19 protein-coding genes and 1 riboswitch are annotated in these 20349 nt (G+C 46.4%); of the genes, 5 read left to right on the plus strand and 14 right to left on the minus strand.

Features of this window, described 5'->3' with window-relative positions; all coding sequences use genetic code 11:
• Position 1: 1 nt before the first annotated feature.
• The 6 genes from liaF to BMW94_RS21930 all read right to left on the minus strand — a co-directional run bounded on the left by liaF (position 2) and on the right by BMW94_RS21930 (position 5757).
• A complete protein-coding gene (gene liaF / locus BMW94_RS21905; protein WP_091001033.1) occupies positions 2–1057 on the minus strand; it encodes a cell wall-active antibiotics response protein LiaF in 1056 nt (351 codons plus the stop codon).
• A gap of 170 nt (positions 1058–1227) precedes the next feature.
• Positions 1228–1413 (minus strand): hypothetical protein, encoded by a 186-nt coding sequence (locus BMW94_RS21910; RefSeq protein ID WP_090902048.1) that lies wholly within the window; start codon positions 1411–1413, stop codon positions 1228–1230.
• Between the two features lie 112 nt (positions 1414–1525).
• On the minus strand, positions 1526–2299 hold the full coding sequence (locus BMW94_RS31165) for a 3D domain-containing protein (protein WP_302848009.1): 774 nt from the start codon (positions 2297–2299) through the stop codon (positions 1526–1528).
• Positions 2300–2445: 146 nt separating this feature from the next.
• Complete coding sequence (thrS, locus tag BMW94_RS21920) at positions 2446–4383, minus strand: threonine--tRNA ligase (RefSeq protein WP_091001034.1); 1938 nt, start codon at positions 4381–4383, stop codon at positions 2446–2448.
• Positions 4384–4388: 5 nt separating this feature from the next.
• On the minus strand, positions 4389–4616 hold the full coding sequence (locus BMW94_RS21925) for a hypothetical protein (protein WP_063564233.1): 228 nt from the start codon (positions 4614–4616) through the stop codon (positions 4389–4391).
• A 196-nt stretch (positions 4617–4812) separates the two neighbouring features.
• Positions 4813–5757: a putative sporulation protein YtxC gene (locus BMW94_RS21930; RefSeq protein WP_091001035.1), complete on the minus strand. Its 945-nt coding sequence runs from the start codon at positions 5755–5757 to the stop codon at positions 4813–4815.
• Positions 5758–5936: 179 nt separating this feature from the next.
• On the opposite strand from BMW94_RS21930, the gene BMW94_RS21935 reads away from it, so the two are divergent.
• The 4 genes from BMW94_RS21935 (at position 5937) to BMW94_RS21950 (ending at position 9411) form a co-directional block, all read left to right on the plus strand.
• Entirely contained in the window at positions 5937–6341 is a 405-nt protein-coding gene (locus tag BMW94_RS21935) for a hypothetical protein (protein WP_063564231.1), read from the plus strand.
• 312 nt (positions 6342–6653) lie between these two features.
• Positions 6654–7148, plus strand: coding sequence for a cation:proton antiporter regulatory subunit (locus BMW94_RS21940; RefSeq protein ID WP_053780467.1), 495 nt, complete (start codon positions 6654–6656; stop codon positions 7146–7148).
• Between the two features lie 4 nt (positions 7149–7152).
• Positions 7153–8391, plus strand: a complete 1239-nt coding sequence (locus BMW94_RS21945) for a cation:proton antiporter (protein WP_063564230.1) — start codon at positions 7153–7155, stop codon at positions 8389–8391.
• Positions 8392–8505: 114 nt separating this feature from the next.
• A complete protein-coding gene (locus BMW94_RS21950) occupies positions 8506–9411 on the plus strand; it encodes a YitT family protein (protein ID WP_091001036.1) in 906 nt (301 codons plus the stop codon).
• A gap of 85 nt (positions 9412–9496) precedes the next feature.
• Here the strand turns inward: BMW94_RS21950 and BMW94_RS21955 are convergent, their stop codons facing one another.
• From BMW94_RS21955 to metA, 6 genes are all read right to left on the minus strand, one after another.
• Entirely contained in the window at positions 9497–10510 is a 1014-nt protein-coding gene (locus tag BMW94_RS21955) for a zinc-binding alcohol dehydrogenase family protein (RefSeq protein ID WP_091001037.1), read from the minus strand.
• Positions 10507–11484: an aldo/keto reductase gene (locus BMW94_RS21960; RefSeq protein WP_091001038.1), complete on the minus strand. Its 978-nt coding sequence runs from the start codon at positions 11482–11484 to the stop codon at positions 10507–10509. Before BMW94_RS21960 ends, BMW94_RS21955 begins: the two co-directional genes overlap by 4 nt.
• Before the next feature lie 249 nt (positions 11485–11733).
• Complete coding sequence (gene mqnC, locus BMW94_RS21965) at positions 11734–12870, minus strand: cyclic dehypoxanthinyl futalosine synthase (RefSeq protein WP_091001039.1); 1137 nt, start codon at positions 12868–12870, stop codon at positions 11734–11736.
• A gap of 243 nt (positions 12871–13113) precedes the next feature.
• A complete protein-coding gene (locus BMW94_RS21970; RefSeq protein ID WP_091001040.1) occupies positions 13114–14307 on the minus strand; it encodes a trans-sulfuration enzyme family protein in 1194 nt (397 codons plus the stop codon).
• The gene (locus tag BMW94_RS21975) at positions 14300–15487 is read right to left on the minus strand and encodes an aminotransferase class I/II-fold pyridoxal phosphate-dependent enzyme (protein ID WP_091001041.1); all 1188 of its coding nucleotides are present in this window, start codon (positions 15485–15487) and stop codon (positions 14300–14302) included. The genes BMW94_RS21970 and BMW94_RS21975 overlap by 8 nt, the downstream gene beginning before the upstream one ends.
• Before the next feature lie 24 nt (positions 15488–15511).
• Positions 15512–16429, minus strand: coding sequence for a homoserine O-acetyltransferase MetA (metA, locus tag BMW94_RS21980; RefSeq protein WP_091001042.1), 918 nt, complete (start codon positions 16427–16429; stop codon positions 15512–15514).
• A gap of 233 nt (positions 16430–16662) precedes the next feature.
• Positions 16663–16787, minus strand: a riboswitch (SAM riboswitch).
• Between the two features lie 454 nt (positions 16788–17241).
• On the opposite strand from metA, the gene corA reads away from it, so the two are divergent.
• Positions 17242–18177: a magnesium/cobalt transporter CorA gene (gene corA, locus BMW94_RS21985; protein ID WP_091001043.1), complete on the plus strand. Its 936-nt coding sequence runs from the start codon at positions 17242–17244 to the stop codon at positions 18175–18177.
• Between the two features lie 96 nt (positions 18178–18273).
• Here corA and BMW94_RS21990 read toward each other — a convergent pair whose 3' ends face one another.
• Positions 18274–19275, minus strand: a complete 1002-nt coding sequence (locus tag BMW94_RS21990) for an HRDC domain-containing protein (RefSeq protein ID WP_091001044.1) — start codon at positions 19273–19275, stop codon at positions 18274–18276.
• A 185-nt stretch (positions 19276–19460) separates the two neighbouring features.
• A complete protein-coding gene (locus BMW94_RS21995; RefSeq protein WP_091001045.1) occupies positions 19461–20339 on the minus strand; it encodes an ROK family protein in 879 nt (292 codons plus the stop codon).
• Positions 20340–20349 lie beyond the last annotated feature (10 nt).

The following is a 20349-nucleotide window of genomic DNA, read 5'->3' on the forward strand; positions in this document are numbered from 1 at the left end:
GTTAACCCACCTTGTTCACTTTGACATCTCCAATAAACACACTCACAACAATCCGTACTTTTTTTCCTGCTTCGCGATAATGCGCCGTTTCAGCCTGAGCACTGCTTAGGAAGCCACCCCGTTTTTGATTTAACAGCGACATGTCTCCAATAAACGAATTCGTCGTCACGGTCACACCCAGATCCATATCTTCCGGTACAAATACCTTCACATCCCCGATAAAAGAGGAAATGTTAATCTTCGTCTCACCGTAAGGTATTTGCGCCTTCGTCAAATCAATCACCGTATCGCCAATAAATGCCGAAATGTTCATCGGTTTCAGGGAAAACACTTCCTGACCCATATACATATCGCCGATAAATGCCGATTTGTTAATCGTATTCTCATGGCCACCATAATAATTCGGATCATCATCATAGTGGTCATCGTCATCAAATGTTCCATATGCCTTTTTATTTGAATCGTAACCTTTATGCTTGTGATGATGATGTTGATGTTTATGATGGTGTTGATGTCCGTGTGATTTATGGTCTTCCTTATCTGTATAAAATGATCCATGCGAATCATTCTTCTGTTCCTGTTTCGGTTTGCCAAATGTTTTCTCGAACTGTTCATCAAACGAAGACGGCATTTCCAGGTCCTCAGGGGACAATGGCTTATATGGTGGCTCCGGCGGTGGAGGCGGTTGTATTTGGTCATGATGTTTCCGGTCGCGACGACGAGGTCCGATCAGAACAAACAATCCCCCACCAATCAGCATTACCGGAATTAGGTAGCGAATGAACTCACCCATGGAGTAATCAATCCACCCCAGATTGCGTGCCAAGAAGTATCCACCTATCGCCAGTACAATGGCCGGTCCAATCAATGCATGACTCCCGTTGCGCCGAATTTCGGTTATCCCTTTTACACCCCACCAAATCAAAAATAACGGCCAATATGTTCTGAACATGTATCCGATATCTATGTCATAGCCCAATTGCCTGAACAATATTATTGCGCCAATCGCAATAAGAGGAATGCCAACCCACCAGCGGTCCCGCGTAGATCGTTTCATCGCTCATGTCTCCTTTGTCTGTATTCTGTATCCAGTTTACATCAGACAAGAATTGGTTAACAGCGGCGGCAGATGGAATTGATCTCGGTCTCCAGACGGAGGCGGAAGGGTATTTATGTAAAATATTAAAAACACCCTGGAGAAATTCTCCAAGGTGTCTGCGCATTGATTTACTTTTGTGTTTTGCCTGTGTTCTCAGTACCGAACTCAGCATTGTATTTTTCATCAGGTGTTTGGAAGTTATCCTTCACTTTGTTTTGGTGCGATTGCTTCACTTTGCTTGCTACATTCTCTTCTCCAAACTCAGCATTGTACTTCTCGTTTGGCGTTTGTGAACCTTGAGATTTCTTAGCCACGACGATCACCTCTCTCTTCATATTTACATTGCATGTCTGCAACGCGGGGTTCGTCCCCAGAGAGTATTATGTGAAGAGTGCGCGTACGTTATTCATGTATTAAAATCCATCATTATACGGCCTTGTCGAGCCATGAATCCGGTACGGATTTGTACACATCAATGGCTTCCGATAATTCTTCCAGCATTTTTTCGGTGCATTTTCCAGCGCCTTGTTTGATTACCTGCACTTCGACGTCCTTTTTGCCCCATTCCTTATACACTTGCTTGGTTGTAGGGAAATAGAGATCAATTTTATTGCCCTTAATCGCCGAGCCCGTGTCAGCTACGATGCCGTAACCGTAACCAGGGATATATAAAATGGAGCCCAGTGGAAACAGCTTCGGATCAGCTGCAATCGTTGAGACCGTTTCTTTATCGCGGCGTACCTTTACACCTGAATACGTAATTCCGTATTGAGGATGTTTTGGACCTTTTCCGGTTGATTCCACACCTGCGGTGTATCCGGTAGCCGTTACCTTGTGTGTGTCCAATACCTGTTCTGTACGTGGAGCAAGCACAGGCATGGATGGGTCCACTCCAATCTGCTTCTTCGGAATTTCCGGTCGCGGAATGACAATAGGCTGCGGAGACCATAAAAAACCCATATAGACCAAGGTTGTGAGTTGAGCCTGATCGCTGTATTCATAAACTGCCGTTTTAGAATGTACGCCTTCAAGCTCTCCTGAAGTTTCGCTGTGCCGATTCTCCACATATATGACTTCATTTTCCTCTTCAAAGGTATAGGCTTCTACCTGATTCCAGCCCAAGACTACTCCGGTGAGCACTACACAGCAAGAGATGATGAACCTTATGTTTTTCTTTTGAATTAAGAATTGCTTTTTCATTATAGAACCTCCCCCTTACTGCAAAGGTTTTCCAAAATGAAAAAATTCTATACTTTTCTCGGTGAGGGCAAAAAAAACCGTCTGAACCCTTGGATTTACTCCAATATGATTCAAACGGTTTTCTATTATAGAACCACAATTCTGGATTACACCAGTCTTGTTGCAATCTCTTCTTTGAGCTGGGCTACAATTTCGTCCAAAGGTTTCATGCCGAGATCGCCTTCTCCACGTTTCCGCACAGATACACCCTCTGCATTACGTTCATTTTCACCAACGACGAACATGTAAGGCATTTTCTCAAGCTGTGCTTCACGGATTTTATAACCAAGCTTCTCGTTGCGCAGATCTGCTTCAGCAGAGATGCCTGCACGTTTCAGCTTCGCTTCCACTTCACGTGCGTAGTCGTCAAAGTTGCCGGATACCGGAATAACCTTCGCCTGTACAGGAGACAACCACAGTGGCAGAGCCCCTGCAAAGTTCTCCAGCAAGAATGCAGTGAAACGCTCCATCGTACTGATTACACCGCGGTGGATAACGACCGGACGATGTTTCTGCCCATCATCTCCCACATATTCAAGCTCAAACCGCTCTGGCAAGAGGAAGTCCAATTGGACAGTAGACAATGTCTCTTCTTTGCCCAGTGCTGTCTTGATCTGAACATCCAGTTTTGGACCGTAGAATGCCGCTTCGCCTTCTGCTTCATAGAATGGAAGGTTGAGTTCTTCCACAACTTCACGCAGCATGCGTTGGGACATCTCCCACATCTCGTCGTTCTGGAAGTATTTCTCGGTATCCTGAGGATCGCGATAGGACAGACGGAAACGATATTCGTGAATGCCGAAATCTTTATAAACCGTTTGAATCAGCTCAATAACACGAGCGAACTCTTCCTTGATCTGATCCGGGCGTGCGAATATGTGAGAGTCGTTCAGCGTCATCGCACGTACACGGTGCAGACCTGTCAACGCGCCAGACATTTCATAACGATGCATCATGCCAAGCTCGGCAATCCGAATCGGCAGATCACGATAGCTGTGCATGCTGGACTTGTACACCATCATATGGTGAGGACAGTTCATCGGACGAAGAACGAGTTCTTCATTGTCCATAACCATTTTTGGGAACATGTCTTCCTGATAGTGCTCCCAGTGTCCGGATGTTTTGTACAATTCAACATTACCCAGCACCGGCGTGTACACATGCTGATATCCGAGGCTCTCTTCCAGATCCACGATATAACGCTCCAACGTCCGGCGCAGCTTGGCACCATTAGGCAACCAGATTGGCAGACCTTGTCCAACCAGTTGGGAGAATGTGAAGATTTCGAGTTCCTTACCCAGTTTACGGTGATCCCGTTTACGTGCTTCTTCCAGGAAATGCAAATGCTCATCAAGCTGTGCTTTTTTCACAAAAGCCGTACCGTAAATACGTTGCAGCATTTTGTTTTTGCTATCTCCACGCCAGTAAGCACCGGCAACATTCATCAGTTTGAATACTTTGATTTTGCTGGTGGAGGGTACGTGTGGTCCACGACACAAGTCGAAGAATTCACCTTGCTCATAAATAGTGATAACACTGTCTTCCGGTAAGTCACGAATCAATTCGAGCTTGTAAGGATCGCCCACTTCTCCGAAGATTTTGATCGCTTCCTCGCGGCTAACTTCCTTACGTACAATCGGCAAGTTCTCATTAACAATACGTTCCATTTCCTTCTCGATCTTTTGTAGATCTTCGGGATTGAGCGGTTGTTCCAGATCCATATCATAGTAGAACCCATCTTCAATGACAGGGCCAACACCCAGATGTACCTCTTTGTTTCCATATAAACGCTTCACAGCTTGAGCGAGCAAGTGAGCTGTACTGTGGCGCATCACTTCCAGGCCTTCTGGTGAATCCAGTGTTACGATCTCCACCAATGCTCCCTCATGAAGTGTTGTGGACAAGTCCACCACAATTCCATCCAGTTTGCCGGCTACGGCATTTTTGCGCAGTCCGCTGCTAATCGAAGCGGCCACATCTTCAATGCTGCTTCCGTCGGCATACTCACGAACCGAACCATCGGGTAGTTTAATGTTAACTGCCATTTGTCTCATTCCTCCTGTAAATTCAACCTCTGTCCATACATGATCATGGATGGATAATCTATTGCTGTTCCTGCAATCTTTGCAAAGGAACGCAAAAAACACCCGTCCCGGCAAAGGGACGAGTGTTGTATACTCTCGTGGTTCCACCCTAATTCAGCTGCTTCATCCGTATTGGAAGTACAGCCCTCATTGGCATGACGGTAACGGGCATGACCCGGCATATCCTTACTCATGGATGACTACCTGTATATATGGAGGTAATCTTCATATCCATTTTCAAAACTGCAGCTCCAAAGGGGTAAACCAAACGTGGCATCCGGAGGAAATTTCAGCCTGGTTCCCTCTCTCTGCACCGACCGAGCGTATGGTTCTTGTCTTTGTCAACGCTTTTGCTTATTGTTCCATAACAACTCAAATAAATATCATGGATCAACAGTTATTATAATTGCCGATATCACTTGCGTCAAGACCTGTCAACAATCCGGAGCGCAGTACTTCACACTCGGGGCAATGATGGCATAATTGCACCTTGTCCTCAAAGATCTGACGGATCGTAGAGATGATAGGCAGATCTGGAGTGCGCGTATGCAGCATGACCTTTTCAGGCGAGATGGAGATTAGCGTACTCACAATCATGTCTTCGATATCCATTTCCAATTCAAGTCCTGGCATCTCCACGACGACCTGTTCATCCTTTTGCACGGGCAGCACATTAAGCGCAGCATCCAAAACCTGAAATTCATGCAATCCTTTGTGAATCAAATGCACAAGAGGTACTTTCGCCTCCTGAAAGAACACAAAATATTTGAGCAGCCCCATAAACTCTTCATATTGACGATCCATCCAGAATTCATCCAGCGCATATTCTACCAGCTCATGAAGTTCCTGCTTATATGGACGAATCCGAAAATTAAGAATGCCTTCAAGATGAAAAAAATGAACCTCCTCCAAATCCTGCTTCAATCCATTGGCCAAAGTGGTACGGCGACGCTCGCGCAGTCCTGGCTGATCCAAGTCACCATTGAATAATAAAGGCATGCATATCCGATTTACCTTCTCCACCTCATGTTCATCCATGACAGAGCAGGCCTTGGAGATCATCTCTTCCACCATAATACGTTCACGCGTATCCATGATGTAATCTGCAAGTCCCGCAGCAAGCAAATCGCTGATCTGGGGCAGCCACTGCTGGAAGTCAGCGTGATTCTCATTGCCTCTGCATACCCAGGCCGCTCTGCCGTCATTATGTTTGAAGGTGAGCCGAAATCCTCTTTTGCTTATATGTAAACCTTTGGTTTTTTCCTTCACACAACGATAAAATTGATCCGCTTCCTCCTGCCCTGATACATCGGTCCATACGGCGAACAGTTCCATAAGAATCACTCCTTTCCTTCCTGTTCAAAGTATATGGCAAGGCTGATAGGGATATACGAAGCGGATTGATGGAAAGCGTGTCATGATTTCTCAGTATATTATCAATTGGTTTGGAGTTAAGACAAAAATGTGTTATTATTTTTATAACAGTATGTTTCACGGAAAAGGGGGAAGCCAAAATGAGACAACAACCAAGAATACTCCGTTACGCTTTTATTATCATTTTGTGCGTATTCCAAGCGTTGTCCTTCCCTATTCCGATGCAGTCGGAATCCGCTGTCGAGGTAACCGTTGAGACGACTTCCAACAAGGAAGTGCTTGTCCACACATTGGAGTCTCAGCAGAAACCTGCCATTCGCAAATACCCACAAGTCATGTCGAAGTTGATTGCGGTCACGCATAACAAACCTGTCTTTCTTGTGCTCGCTTTGTTGCTAATGCTGCGAATTCCTACACCGCGTCTACCCTTTAAACCGTTGATTTGTCTGTTTAAACGCAGATTATTTCTGCTACCCATCAAATTTACCAGTATGTATGTATCTCCCACCCCTATAGCACCAAAATACGTGAACGCTCTTAACTAGCCGTTACACCGTATTTTAGGTTGCTTTGCATGGAGACACCTCTGTCTGAAAGACGGTGTGCTTGTGCATAACTTATAACCCTTTTAGCAAATGTTAGATATCGATCAGCCTCATTGGCAACACCTATTTGTTAGCATCTATTTTGTTATCCCCATTTTCATTAAAAATTCACAACACAAGGCTGTGTGTCAGGAGTCCCTGGCTCTGTTTACCCGCATCATTTAATGTTCCTAAGTGCAGCAGTTCATTCTATTTTCGGGAAATAAGCCTGTCTTCTGTGGCCAGCCCTCAATTTAAGGAGGCATACTATCCATGGATGTACGCGAAACAGATTTGCCGGGAATCGGCAAGAAATTTCAGATTGAAACGAGCAGTGGAGATAAAATTATTGTCATTATTCACGATGACGGTCGCCGGGAAATGTACCATTTTGAGTACGATGATCCAGACCAAAGCATCTCCATGATTACGCTGGATGACTATGAAGCAAGACAGATTGCTGCCATCGTTGGTGGATTGACCTACAAACCAAAGCAGCTTGAAAATATTGAAGTAACGTTTGACGATCTGATTATTGAATGGTACAAAATCGAGCCATCCTACGGATGTATCGGTAAATCTATTGGTGAACTGGACGTACGTCAAAACTCAGGGGCAACGGTTATTGCCGTTGTAGAGAAGAATCACAAAAAACATATCAGCCCCGGTCCGGAGGTCGTGATTAGTGCAGAGTCCACGGTAGTAGCCGTTGGCGAACGCAATCAGCAAAAGCTATTCAAATCCCTCCTCCTGACCGGAAGGGGGTGAGTCGATGGATCATCTGATATTCGAAGTGGGTCTGGCACTTGTGCTCATTGCAGCAGCCGGACTCTTGTCCGCAAAACTGAGATTTTCGGTCGTTCCGTTTTATATTCTGATCGGGATGGCTGTTGGGCCACATGCTATGAAAATCTGGCATCTGGACTTCCGTTTCATTGAAAGTCAGCCGTTTATTGAGTTTATGGGCCGCATTGGTATTCTCTTCCTGCTCTTCTATCTAGGGCTGGAATTCTCGGTTGGTCGTTTGATCAAATCGGGTAAATCCATTGCAGTCGGCGGGTCTATCTATATTGGGATTAACTTCACGCTGGGATTAATATTCGGTTTTATGTCCGGTTTCCCAGTTGCAGAAGCACTTATTATCGCAGGTATAACTACCATCTCTTCCAGTGCCATCGTGGCCAAGGTACTCGTGGATTTGAAACGAACGGCCAATCCTGAAACAGAGATGATATTGGGTATTATTATGTTCGAAGATGTATTCCTCGCTGTATATATCTCGATCTTGTCCGGACTTGTGCTTAGTGATTCATCCTCCATCGGAGGCGTCATCATGTCCGCACTTATTGCTCTCGGATTCATGCTTATCGTGATTATCCTTGGACGCAAAGCAACACCGCTACTAAACAAATTGCTTAAAATTCGATCGAATGAGCTATTCTCTCTCGTTGTATTCGGAGCCTTGTTCCTGGTAGCCGGCTTCTCTGAAACCATTCATGTTGCCGAAGCGATTGGTGCATTACTGGTTGGTCTGGTGCTTGCTGAAACAGAACACGCGAAACGGATTGAGCACTTGATTCTACCGTTCCGTGACTTCTTCGGAGCAATCTTCTTCTTCAGCTTTGGATTGTCCATTGATCCGTTGTCCTTGGGTGGCGAAGCCGTATGGTTAGCTCTGATTGCAGTTGTTATTACATTGTTCGGTAACTTCCTGGCAGGTATGATGGCCGGACGCAGTGCAGGACTATCGCCCAAAGCATCGGCGAATATTGGATTAACCATTGTGTCACGGGGTGAATTTTCCATCATCTTGGCCAACATGGGTAAAGCCGGAGGACTGTTGCCAATGATTCAACCGTTTGCCGCGCTCTATGTCCTAATTCTGGCCATTCTGGGTCCTTTATTAACCAAAGAGTCCAAACATGTATTCCGTTTATTAGATAAAATATTCAAGTTCAAGGATCCTCGGAAAAAGAAAGAAGAACCAAAGGTTCTGCAGAAAGAAGGATAATTCCTTATGTCTGTACTGAACAGACACACTAACGTACTTCGCGGCTCTTACGCCGATCTTTCTGTGACTAACCCAGGGAGAATGGCTCGAAAGCCGCACTAAGGAGGATGACCTATGAAAGCACCTCTGATATCGGCTAATCCGGTGCCACAAACCGCCAAGACCAGATTGTCATCTACTCGTCGCCTGTTGAATTTATTGTTTGTAATCGCGGGTGGAATTCTGGCCTCCGTGGGACTTGAATTGTTTCTACATCCCAATAAAATCATTATTGGAGGCATTACGGGCATCTCTTCGTTGTTCGCTCACTGGACTGAGATGAGAATTGGTTTGTTCCTGTTTTTGTTCAACGTTCCGTTTATTTTTCTGTCCTATAGGCTCGTGCAAAAGAAATTCGTACTGGTCACTGTTCTGGGTTTGGTTGTCTTTTCGATTGGTGCCATTGTGCTTCATCCCATGCCGCCGCTTGTTGAGCACCCGCTGGCTGCCGCCATGTTTGGCGGATTATGTCTCGGTCTAGGAATTGGGCTAGTCGTGCGGTATGGTGGGACACTGGATACGCTGGAAATCGGTGATCCGTCCTCCCGTCCACCTGAACGTGTATTTAGCGGGAAACGGATGCTTATCGAAAAAATAATCATGCTGCTCAACTTGTTGATTCTAACCGCTGCTGGTGTTGTCTTCGGTTGGGATCAAGCGATGTACTCGGTAATTGCTTATCTCATTGCATATGAAATGGTGTATATTGCATTCCGCGGATTCACAGCTAAGCGCAAAATATGTATTTTAACCACACAAAGCGCTCAAGTTGAAAAAGCCATCCGTAAACGGCTGCGCCGTGAACCTGGAACATTGCATTCTTCAACGGATCCAGGGCATCCAGCTGTCGCTGAAGGTTGGATCCAACACGTTCCGGGAGCACTCTACTATGAGATTCATTTCCTCGAAATGATCTGGCTCAAATCCATTGTGCGTCACATTGATCCACATGCGGGCATTGTGACAAATCCGGAAAAATAAAAAAACGCTCTCTTCCCCTATGGATGGACAGTATTGTCCACCAAGGTCAGAGAGCGTTTTTTTCTGTTATCAGACTTACTTGTTATTATAGCTCAACGATGGCTTTGACTACATGTGAGTCTGGCAATAGCCATTGGTCTATTGCAGAAGGCAACTCATCAAATTCCACTCGGTGTGTGATATAACCATCCATGCTTAATTTCTTTTGACGCAAGGTGGACAGGACCTGTTCAAAATCTTCACGGGTTGCATTTCGACTACCCAGGATGCTCATCTCCCGCTTGTGGAACTCAGGATCATGAAAGGTAATATCCGCTTTCACCAGCCCAACAAAAATGAGTTGACCACTATGCGCCACATATTGGATGGCATCATTCATGGAATTCACGTTACCGGTTGCATCGAAGACAGCTGTAGCATAGTCGCCTCCCGTGATTTCAGCCACTTGTTGTACAGTATGTTCACTAGCCTGTACCAGGTCATCCGCTCCAGCCCAAGTCCGGCTAAGCTCCAGTCTGTCCAGATTACGATCAACAGCGATAACACGTGCTCCCGCCTGTTTGGCAAATGCCATCACACCCAATCCAATGGGGCCAGCTCCAATCACAACCACATGCTCACCAGGCTTGATTCCTGCTCTTCTGACGGCATGGGCTCCAATGCTTAATGGTTCTACCATTGCCGTCTCATCCAGCGTCAAACCTTCTGCTGAGAGCAGATGTGAGACAGGCACGCTGATTTTTTCTCTCATGCCTCCGTCTACGTGCACACCCATGACTTGCATGGACGCACAACAATTGGTTTTTCCACTGCGACATGCAATACAGTGCCCGCAGTGCAGATACGGAATAATACTTACCTGATCGCCTAGCTGTAATCCTTCGTCGTTCGGACCGATTTCTTCAATAACAGCCGCCAGTTCATGACCCAGAACACGAGGATAGGTAAAGAATGGCTGGTTGCCTTTGTACGCATGCAGATCCGTTCCACAGATCCCAATCCGTCGAATGGCAACCAACGCCTCTCCTTCTGCTCGTTCCGGTTGAGGCAGGTCCTGGAGCTTCAATTGATCTATTTCTTCACATACAATGGCTCTCATCGTTGTTCCCCCTTGGATGCTTCTGCTGTCGTGTTGCTTGGCCTAATATTATATTCAGGTCGTCCGCTTGACCACGTCTCGTTATGCAATGGAGCCAGAATGCGCAGCACTTCATCCAGCAGGCTCTGATCCATCGGTTCCTCTATCCAGGCTGCATTATTGAGGATATTGCGCTGGCTGGCACTGCTCACCAGTGTTGTCGGAATTCGTTCATTCGACGTGGAGAATTGCACGGCCAGCTTGGCAATGTCACTGCCTTGTTCTGCACAGAAGCGGGCAGCCTTCAGGCAGAGTTCTTTCACACGATCATCTGCCGGATGCCAGGCAGGAGCACCTCGGGTACTCAACAAGCCCATAGAAAGAGGCGAAGCATTGACGAGGCCAATTTCTTTTTTTTCCAACAGGGGCAATAACGATAATAATGAGGTATTATTCAATGAATAATGACAATACGAGATGATCGCATCCGCATCGATCTGTGGCAGAACCTTCTCAAACAAAGGCAAGGGTAAACCACAAATGCCCGCATGTCGTATAACTCCCTGCTCTTTCAGACGCAGCAACGTTGGAAAAGCTTCTTCGATAATAATCTCTGCTGGCACAAATTCAATATCATGCAGGAACAGAATGTCGATATAATCGGTATGCAGTCGATCCAGGCTCTCTTGCACACTATCCAGAATCCGCTGACGTGAAAAATCAAACTCATTTTCCCCATACCGTCCGGCTTTGGTTGATAACATATATGAACTGCGCGGCAAGCTGCGGATGGCTTCACCCAACACCGTCTCCGCTTTTGTCAGCCCGTAGTAAGGCGAAACGTCTATGTAATTCATCCCCGCATCTACGGCCGCATGTACAGTGCGAATCCCTTCGTCCCGGTCAATGTCACGAAATACAGAACCTAGAGAGGATGCTCCAAAGCTCAGTACAGGTACTTCCAGTCCCGTCTTACCAAGTCTTCTTGTTTTCATATGCCTGCCCCTTCCCAGCATGTCTGCTTACTCACATGTCCTTTCATTGTAACAGTTGAATTTCAAACTAAAATATCGCCAAATGCGTAATATGTACTGTTTGATGATCTGTGAACAATCGCTTGGTGTGAAGTCAAATTAAAAAGTCCGCCGATTCCCCCTTAAAGAGTAATCAACGGACTTCATACCAAACTGACTGAATGATCTTATCCATTCAATTGATCAGCGTGATGTACTATAAAATAAATATTAGTTCTGCATTACAAAATCTTGTTGAATGGCATTATTCTCATCAAACGTCCGCAGGATGTCATATTTTGTGTTACGCTGTGCCGGAATATAACCGGACTCCCGAATCAGTTGCGTAATGGAACCAATGTTGACTTTGTACGTTGCACCAGCAGCCGATACCACGTTCTCTTCAATCATGGTGCTACCAAAGTCGTTGCAGCCAAATTCAAGTGATTTTTTGCCGACTTCAGGTCCCATCGTTACCCATGAGGATTGAATGTTTTTGATGTTGTCCAATACCAGTCGACTGATCGCTACCGTCTTCAGGTACTCTTCAGGCGTCTGGCGCTCCAGCTTCAGGTTCGTATTGTCCGGTTGGAATGTCCAAGGAATGAACGCCAGGAATCCTTCGGAATCATACTTGTTCGCAATGCACTCATCCTGAGCTTCACGTACACGAAGCAGATGCAGTGCGCGCTCTTCCATCGTTTCACCAAGGCCGATAACCATCGTTGCCGTTGTGTTCATACCGATACGGTGAGCTGTCTGCATAACGTCCATCCAATCGCGCCATGAGCCTTTCAAACGGCTGATTTTGCGGCGTGTGCGGTCATCCAGGATTTCGGCACCACCACCAGGCAGGGAATCCAGTCCCGCTTCGTGAATTGCACGTACAACCTCTTCCAAAGTAAGACCGTCGGATACTTCGACCATTTTCATAATTTCGGCTGGCGAGAAGGAGTGCATCGTAATATTAGGGAAACGCTCCTTGATCGCTTTGAGCAAATCGGTGTAATAGCTAAACGGCAGATTCGGATTCGTTCCGCCTTGCATCAGAATCTCGGTACCATTCACGTCTTCGGTTTCTTGGATCTTCTGGAAGATGACTTCATCGGGAAGTACATATCCTTCGTCAGAGCCAGGTCTGCGGTAGAAAGCACAAAAACGGCAGTACACATCACACACGTTCGTGTAGTTGACGTTACGCCCAATAACAAATGTTCTGTATGGTTCGGGGTGCATGCGTTTTACAATCACATTGGCGGCGGCCCCGATTTTGTCTACTTCATTCGATTCAAACAGCTGAATCGTGTCTTCCAAGTCCAAACGTTCGCCCCGAAGGGCTTTATCTAAGATACGGTCTACCGTACTCATCGTAAAAAAGCCTCCCTCATGAAGAGAAAATAGTATTACGATCCGTCCCAACTTGCTCATATAGATGAAAGTTTTGGTGGCAACATCGCATTTCTGTACTCCACATATCGTAACACAGGTTACATGTGAAAAAAAGCACCTTATGAGAAGGTGCTTTAAAAATGAATAAAAATGTTTACATATGCGATCTATTTCATTTCTTTTGCAGCGGGCTCTAACACCCGTGTTTCAATACTATCGACTCTACGAGTCCTGAAGTGCCTGATCCAGATCTGCAATCAGGTCATCGATGTCTTCCAGACCTACCGAGAAGCGCAGTAATCCGTCAGTTATACCTCGATCACGGCGAACCTCAGCCGGCATAGCCGCATGAGACATCATCGCAGGATAAGACAAGATACTTTCAACCGCACCCAAACTCACGGCAACAATTGGCAATTTCACACGGTTGAGTACAGCCTTGGCCCGATCTCCCGAACCTACGTCAAACGACACGACAGCGCCGTATCCGCTTGACTGACGTTCATGAGCTTCACGGCCGGGATGATCCAGCAGCCCCGGATAAAATACAGCCGTAATATCACTGCGTCCACTAAGCCAAGCAGCCAGCTTCGCTGTGCTCTGTTCACTATGTGCCATGCGCGCACCCAAGGTTTTCATACCACGCATCAGCAGCCAGGATTCTTGAGCCCCGAGCACGGTTCCAAGTCCATTCTGCAATTGTTTTAGCTGTCTTCCCAATGAATCCGTACGAGCAACGGCTAAACCTGCCAGCACATCACTGTGTCCGCCAAGAAACTTGGTCGCACTATGTACGACAATATCCACCCCGAGCTCAATCGGACGTTGGTAATAAGGTGTCATGAAGGTGTTATCGAGAATGGAGATTAGCTCATGTTCCTGTGCCCAGGAAGTGACCGCAGCAATATCCGTGATCCGAAGTGTCGGGTTGGATGGTGTCTCCATATAGACTGCCTTCGTATTCGGTTTAAGTGCTGCCTTTACTTCCTCAATATTGGTCATATCCACAAAGGTAGTCTCAATCTGCATCCGGCTCAGAATGGAAGTAAGCAGTCGATACGTACCTCCATATACATCTTCCGTCACAATCATGTGATCGCCTGCCGAGAACATCATGAACACACTGGAGATGGCAGCCATGCCTGAGGAATAGGCAAATCCACGTGCTCCACCTTCCAATAATGTAATGTAATCCTCCAATGCCTGACGAGTGGGATTACCTGAACGGCTATAGTCATGTTGAGGTGGATTAAAAATATCAAAATGATGGAATGTCGATGCCTGGTAAATGGGTACACTGGAAGCCCCGGTGGTTTTATCGATTTCGTCACCGAAATGCAGCAGCTTGGTATCGAACTTCAGGTCAGAATGAACATTGCGTTCATGATTGTTGGCATTATTGTTTTGCTCACTCATGATGTGTTCCCCCTTCTATCTCCTGCTGTGCAGCTGTAAGTGCATTACCCAGATCGGCAATCAGATCATCGGCGTGCTCGATCCCAACAGAGAATCGCAACAGACGGTCATCTACACCTACCGCGTCACGAATTTCAATCGGAATATCCGCATGGGTCTGTACCGCAGGATAAGTCATCAACGACTCTACACCCCCGAGGCTTTCCGCAAAAGCAATCAGTTTGATGTGACGCAGCAACGGTTCAACATAACGAGCATCCTTTACTTTGAAAGAGAAAATGCCTGTATTTCCACTGGATTGTTTATTCTGTATTTCAAATCCGGGATGATCCGACAAACCAGGATGATACACTTCATTTACGGCTGGGTGCTCCAAAAGGTACTTGGCAATCGTCAAAGCATTATACTCATGCCGCTCCATGCGAAGAGCAAGTGTCTTCATGCCTTTCATCAGCTGATAGGAGTCGCTTGGAGACAACACTGCTCCAATGGAATTGTGCAGGAATGCCATTTCGGCCGACAACTCTTCCCCTTTGGTAATAATCAATCCGGCAAGTACATCATTATGACCACCCAGATACTTTGTGGCACTATGGATGATGATATCGGCACCTAGTTCAATTGGACGCTGGAAGAAAGGAGTCAGTAGTGTATTATCCACAATGGTCAGCAAGTTATGGCTCTTGGCCCAGGAGCAAACCGCTTCCACATCCGTAATCATCATCAATGGATTGGTTGGTGTCTCAATAAATACCGCTTTTGTATTCGGCTGACGAACACTTTCCAGAGCAGCCAAGTCATTAGTATCGACGTAACTTGCTGTCACACCAAATCGAGACAGGATGCGTTCAAGCAAACGATACGTTCCGCCGTACAGATCCAGCGATACAATCAGATGGTCCCCTTGTCCGAATAAAGCGAAAATCGTTTGCAAGGCTGCCATGCCGGAGCTACAGGCAAAACCTGCATCACCGGATTCCAACGCTGCCGCTGCTTCTTCCAACACTTTACGGGTTGGATTGGTCGTACGAATATAATCAAATCCCGTGCTTTGTCCAAGCTTGGGGTGGCGAAACGCAGTGGATTGATAGATCGGAAAATTAATGGCGCCCGTTACCGGTTCATTGATTGAACCGATTTGGGCCAATCGGCTTTCGATTTTCAACTTGTTGTCTTCCATTGCTGCATCCTCCTGTAATGTCGATTAGATTTGCGGACCAATATCGTAAGGGGTCTCTTGATACACATAGTAATTGAGCCAATTAGAGAATAATAAGTTTGCATGTGCCCGCCAAGTGGCCGGGGGAACACGGGAAGGATCGTCATTCGGGAAATAATGTCTAGGCAGCGCAATGTTCATGCCTTTAGCCGCATCCCGATCATATTCCCATTTCAATGAAAGCGGATCATACTCGGCATGTCCGGTTGCAAAAATCTGTTTGCCGTCTTTGGTAGCAACCAGGAAAATACCTGCTTCCTCTGATTCAGCCAATATTTCAAGGTTTTCATTTTTTTCAATATCTTCACGGCGCACTTCCGTATGACGGGAATGCGGGACGTTGAATACTTCATCAAATCCGCGCAGCAACTGCACATTGGATCTGTTGATCGTATGTGAGAATACGCCAAAACATTTTTCATCCAGCGGAACTTTGGGAACTCCGAAATGATGGTATAAACCCGCTTGGGAAGCCCAACATATATGCATAGTCGAAGTCACATTGGTTTTGGTCCATTCGAAGATCTCCTGGATTTCTTTCCAATAATTCACGTCTTCAAAGTCCATTTGCTCTACAGGAGCGCCTGTAATGATCATGCCGTCAAAGCGGCGGTGTTCGATCTCATCAAAGGTTTTGTAGAACAAGTCCAAATATTCCTGGGAAGTGTTCTTGGACGTATGAGACTTCGGATGAACCAGAACGATATCTACCTGAATGGGTGTGTTACCCACCAGACGAAGCAATTGAGTTTCTGTCGTTTCCTTTGTAGGCATCAGGTTTAATATAGCGATACGTAGTGGACGAATGTCCTGCTGGTAAGCAGATGTCTCGTCCATGACAAAGATGTTCTCTCCTGCAAGTACTTCCTTGGCAGGCAATGTGTCTGGAATTTTGATTGGCATGGTGTTTCTAACTCCTCCTTGTGCATAAATAGATGCAGCCACTGCGGATTCGATACGATTCGCATCCGTACAGTTATAGGCTGCCATGAGCTGCCTGCAGGCGCTGAATTGCAACCACATTGCTGGCGGCAGGCTCAAGTTCCTTAGCGAAAATCACTGCTGAGAAGTCGGTGCATATAACAAAGACCTTCCTCGGATTCCGAGAAAGGTCATATGTAAATAGATATGCGCCTCTCTCATCTCTCAGTTACAACAGTGTCACTTGGACACTTGGTCGCTGCAAGAATTAGCACCGTGCGGTATACCGCCGGTTGCCGGGTTTCATCGGGCCAGTCCCTCCACCTACTCTTGATAAGATTTCGCTTTATTCAATTGTAAAAACTAGTGTGGTTCACCTTTTACTTTAAGACATTAATCTCCTCACGTCAAGGTGTAGTTCTATGTATGTTCCTCAGGATCGGAACCGTTCATCAACCGTTGTCATACACTGCTCCAGGGCGCGAAATCGACACATTTTTGCGCTTGAAAGGACCCTGTACCAGCGGTATACTAGACAAGTGTTATAAACCCTTATGTGAGAGGTGACATATTCAATGGATGGCGACCCGAGGCCTGACTGGCAGCCGAATTCCGACAAACTGCATAGAGAATTGATATCAGCATGCCGGCAGCGGGACGTTACTTCCGTTTGATTATAGAGCGAACGCAGTCCTGACTTCCAGGCTCCGCTGCCGACCGGCTGATCTGTTCTTTTTGCGCCCATATTTGATGAAATCCGCCCATTTGGCGGGTGCAGAAGGAGTAGATGAATAATGAAAATCCGGTTGGTAAACAACGGTGTATTTATTCCGGTGGACGACATTCAGCAGGCGCTGACTCCACCAGCGGAGGGATTTTACTGGATTGATGCGGACGTAGACGATTTGGCGGTACTTCAACCGCTGTTCATGATGCATGATCTGGCCGTGGAAGACTGTTTAAGTGACGAAGAACAACGTCCGAAGATTGAAATTTATGAGAGCCATTATTTTATTGTTATTAACAGCATTCGTTTTGATGATGAAGAGATTTTCTTACGTGCCGTCAACTTGTTCCTTGGCAGACACTTTATTATCAGTGTGACCAAACAGAAAGTCAGCGAATTGCGGACATTGAAACCAATCCTGTGGGAACAGGAAATCAGTACGCCGGATAAGCTGCTGTATCTGCTGGTTGACTTGATTGTTGATAATTATTTCACCGTAGGTGACCGAATTGAAGCACGCATCGAGAAGCTGGAAGAAGACATTCTGATGCATACCAAGAAGTCTCATCTGAATGAGATAATCGGGCTGCGCAGTGAGATTCTGTGGCTGAAGAAAGTGCTGGGACCTCAGAAAGAGGTCATCAACACACTTAATAAAAAAGATCTGCGTCTTATTGATGATCAACTGCAGAAGTATTTCAGTGACATTTATGAGAATGCTGTGAAAATATCCGAAACCTTTGAGACTTATCGCGACTTGATGGGGAACTTGCGAGAAGCTTACCAATCCAGTATCGCCAACCGGGCGAATGAAATCATGCGTGTGTTCACCGCCATTACCACGGTGTTCATGCCGCTGACCGTGATCACTGGCATCTATGGGATGAACTTCACGAACATGCCTGAGCTGGACTGGAAGTATGGTTATTTTGTCGTCATTGGCCTGATGGTTACACTGGGCCTGAGCATGTTCTTTATTTTCCGCAAAAAAGATTGGATTTGAAATTTCAAAGACGAAGCGCTCCATACCTGGAGAAACGCCTCGTCTTTTTGATATTCTATTTTAGAATGAATACATCCGCTGATCTATCCCCATTTTCTAGCCTGCATTCCGCTCCGTCTCCGTGTGACGACGAAACCGGATGCGAATCATGCGCAGTCTTTCGTAGACCTGCTCCAGATTGCTCCCACCAGGCTTCTCTTCTCCATACACCTTATGTAACACAGGCTTCAGAAACGTATCTCCCAGCTCCTCGTAGGCACTCCATACCGCCTCTTGCTCCTCTTCAGGCATGACAGCAAGCTCCGCATCGAGCAGACAATCTGTGTCATACCCCTCCAAATCCAGTGTCTCCAATAGCTCAATTAGCTCCCGCCGGGACAATCCGGAACGATTCACGATCTCCTCCAACGTATATCCTTCCTTCATACCTTCAAGTACCTGCTTCCGTGTGGTGAATCTGTCCAGCTCCTGCTTGTATTTCTGCTCTCTCTGTTTGTACAGCCAGCTCTCATATTCTTGTTCCCTCAGAACCGTATACACCCAATCTAGCGGAAAAGATGTGGAACGTTCCAGTCCATTCGTAAGCTCCAGCCATTCCTCTCCGTACTCGGAAGCCTTGCTCTCTCCTACGCCAGGCAATTGCATCAATTCATCGATGGTTTGTGGAACAAATGCACTAATCATGCGCAACAACCGGTTCGTTGCAATAAAATAGGGGGCCTTCCGGTCAGAAGCTGCTCTCTTCCTGCGCCATATACACAGATCCATATACAGCCCCTCATTGCCATATAATTCACTGTAACAATGAAGACGCTGACCGCCATAATTGCGCGACTTCAGATCATCATTTTCGTGAAACAAATTTTGCAGCAATGGACGATATCCTTCGCCCATCTGTATGGCTAACTGATGACGATACACATGTAACAGCTCGTCCCACGAACTGCCAGCATACCAGATGGCATCCGTACGATCTCCTTCCTCATATCGGCTCCATCCCAGATGCCACGCTCCTTCTTCTTCACCGATCCACAACTGGGCATGTTCTTCATTTTGACCTGACATTCTGGATAATCTGTTCATGAAAATGACTTCCATTTCTTTTCCCTCCTTCAATAGTTCAGCTCACACACAGTCTGTTTTGTGCTAAATTAAGCAACAAAAAAAACACCTCTCCTGCAAAATCCATGCAAGAGAGGTGCTTCCTCATTAACCGTGCTATGCTGTTGCTCATATATTACCACAATGGATAAATTAGTCAACCACTTGTTTTGTAAAGCTATTTACTTGTTCAAAGCCAATTTCGCCAGCGCAAGCGAACCACACAGTCCTGCATTATCGCCAAGTCCCGGTGAAACGACATACTGATCAATGTCGGACTGAAGTGCAGGATGCTGAACGTATCCAGCAAGCAATTCCTGCAACTTGCTGCGAACCATTGGGAACAGATGCTCCTGCTTCATCACACCGCCGCCCATTACAATTTTCTGCGGAGTGAGGATCAACACATAGTTCATCAGGGCATGCGCCAGATAATGTGCTTCAATCTCCCAGGCCTTATGATCGGCTGGCAGTTCGTAAGCCGGCTGCTCCCAACGTTTATTGATGGCAGGACCTGCGGCAAGGCCTTCCAGACAGTCTCCATGATACGGACAGAACCCTTCATACGTATCTTCGGGATGTCTGCGTACAATGATGTGTCCCATCTCTGGATGCGACAATCCATGCACCATTTTGCCACCTACAACTGCGCCTGCACCAATACCCGTTCCGACAGTAATATACAGACAGCTATCCAGGCCTTGTGCAGCCCCCCAGGTTGCTTCCCCAAGAGCAGCACCGTTTACATCCGTGTCAAACGTCATCGGTACATCAAAGTGCTCCTTGAGCTTACCAATCAGGTTGTACTGACCCCAATGCGGCTTCGGTGTTGTTGTGATGTAACCATAGGTTGGGCTTCCTTCAATCGGATCAATCGGACCAAATGAACCTACACCCAAAGCTTCAATGCCTTTACCTTCAAAAAAAGCGATTACTTGAGCCATCGTCTCTTCCGGTGTTGTCGTAGGAAAGCTTACGCGTTCAAGAACTTCTCCTTCTTCCGTACCGATCCCACATACAAATTTGGTTCCTCCAGCTTCAATTGCGCCTAAAATCGTCATGTTAGTCACT

The organism is Paenibacillus sp. OK003, assembly GCF_900109515.1.
Classification (GTDB): Bacteria; Bacillota; Bacilli; order Paenibacillales; family Paenibacillaceae; genus Paenibacillus; species Paenibacillus marchantiae.

Coding starts and splice junctions, on each gene's coding strand:
- BMW94_RS21960 (WP_091001038.1), bottom strand. CDS start 11,484: ATGAAAACAAGAAGACTTGGTAAGACGGGACTGGAAGTACCTGTACTG.
- BMW94_RS21995 (WP_091001045.1), bottom strand. CDS start 20,339: ATGACGATTTTAGGCGCAATTGAAGCTGGAGGAACCAAATTTGTATGT.
- corA (WP_091001043.1), top strand. CDS start 17,242: ATGAAAATCCGGTTGGTAAACAACGGTGTATTTATTCCGGTGGACGAC.
- BMW94_RS21930 (WP_091001035.1), bottom strand. CDS start 5,757: ATGGAACTGTTCGCCGTATGGACCGATGTATCAGGGCAGGAGGAAGCG.
- BMW94_RS21990 (WP_091001044.1), bottom strand. CDS start 19,275: ATGGAAGTCATTTTCATGAACAGATTATCCAGAATGTCAGGTCAAAAT.
- mqnC (WP_091001039.1), bottom strand. CDS start 12,870: ATGAGTACGGTAGACCGTATCTTAGATAAAGCCCTTCGGGGCGAACGT.
- BMW94_RS31165 (WP_302848009.1), bottom strand. CDS start 2,299: ATGAAAAAGCAATTCTTAATTCAAAAGAAAAACATAAGGTTCATCATC.
- liaF (WP_091001033.1), bottom strand. CDS start 1,057: ATGAAACGATCTACGCGGGACCGCTGGTGGGTTGGCATTCCTCTTATT.
- BMW94_RS21945 (WP_063564230.1), top strand. CDS start 7,153: ATGGATCATCTGATATTCGAAGTGGGTCTGGCACTTGTGCTCATTGCA.
- thrS (WP_091001034.1), bottom strand. CDS start 4,383: ATGGCAGTTAACATTAAACTACCCGATGGTTCGGTTCGTGAGTATGCC.
- BMW94_RS21935 (WP_063564231.1), top strand. CDS start 5,937: ATGAGACAACAACCAAGAATACTCCGTTACGCTTTTATTATCATTTTG.
- BMW94_RS21970 (WP_091001040.1), bottom strand. CDS start 14,307: ATGAGTGAGCAAAACAATAATGCCAACAATCATGAACGCAATGTTCAT.
- BMW94_RS21975 (WP_091001041.1), bottom strand. CDS start 15,487: ATGGAAGACAACAAGTTGAAAATCGAAAGCCGATTGGCCCAAATCGGT.
- BMW94_RS21925 (WP_063564233.1), bottom strand. CDS start 4,616: ATGAGTAAGGATATGCCGGGTCATGCCCGTTACCGTCATGCCAATGAG.
- BMW94_RS21950 (WP_091001036.1), top strand. CDS start 8,506: ATGAAAGCACCTCTGATATCGGCTAATCCGGTGCCACAAACCGCCAAG.
- BMW94_RS21940 (WP_053780467.1), top strand. CDS start 6,654: ATGGATGTACGCGAAACAGATTTGCCGGGAATCGGCAAGAAATTTCAG.
- metA (WP_091001042.1), bottom strand. CDS start 16,429: ATGCCAATCAAAATTCCAGACACATTGCCTGCCAAGGAAGTACTTGCA.
- BMW94_RS21955 (WP_091001037.1), bottom strand. CDS start 10,510: ATGAGAGCCATTGTATGTGAAGAAATAGATCAATTGAAGCTCCAGGAC.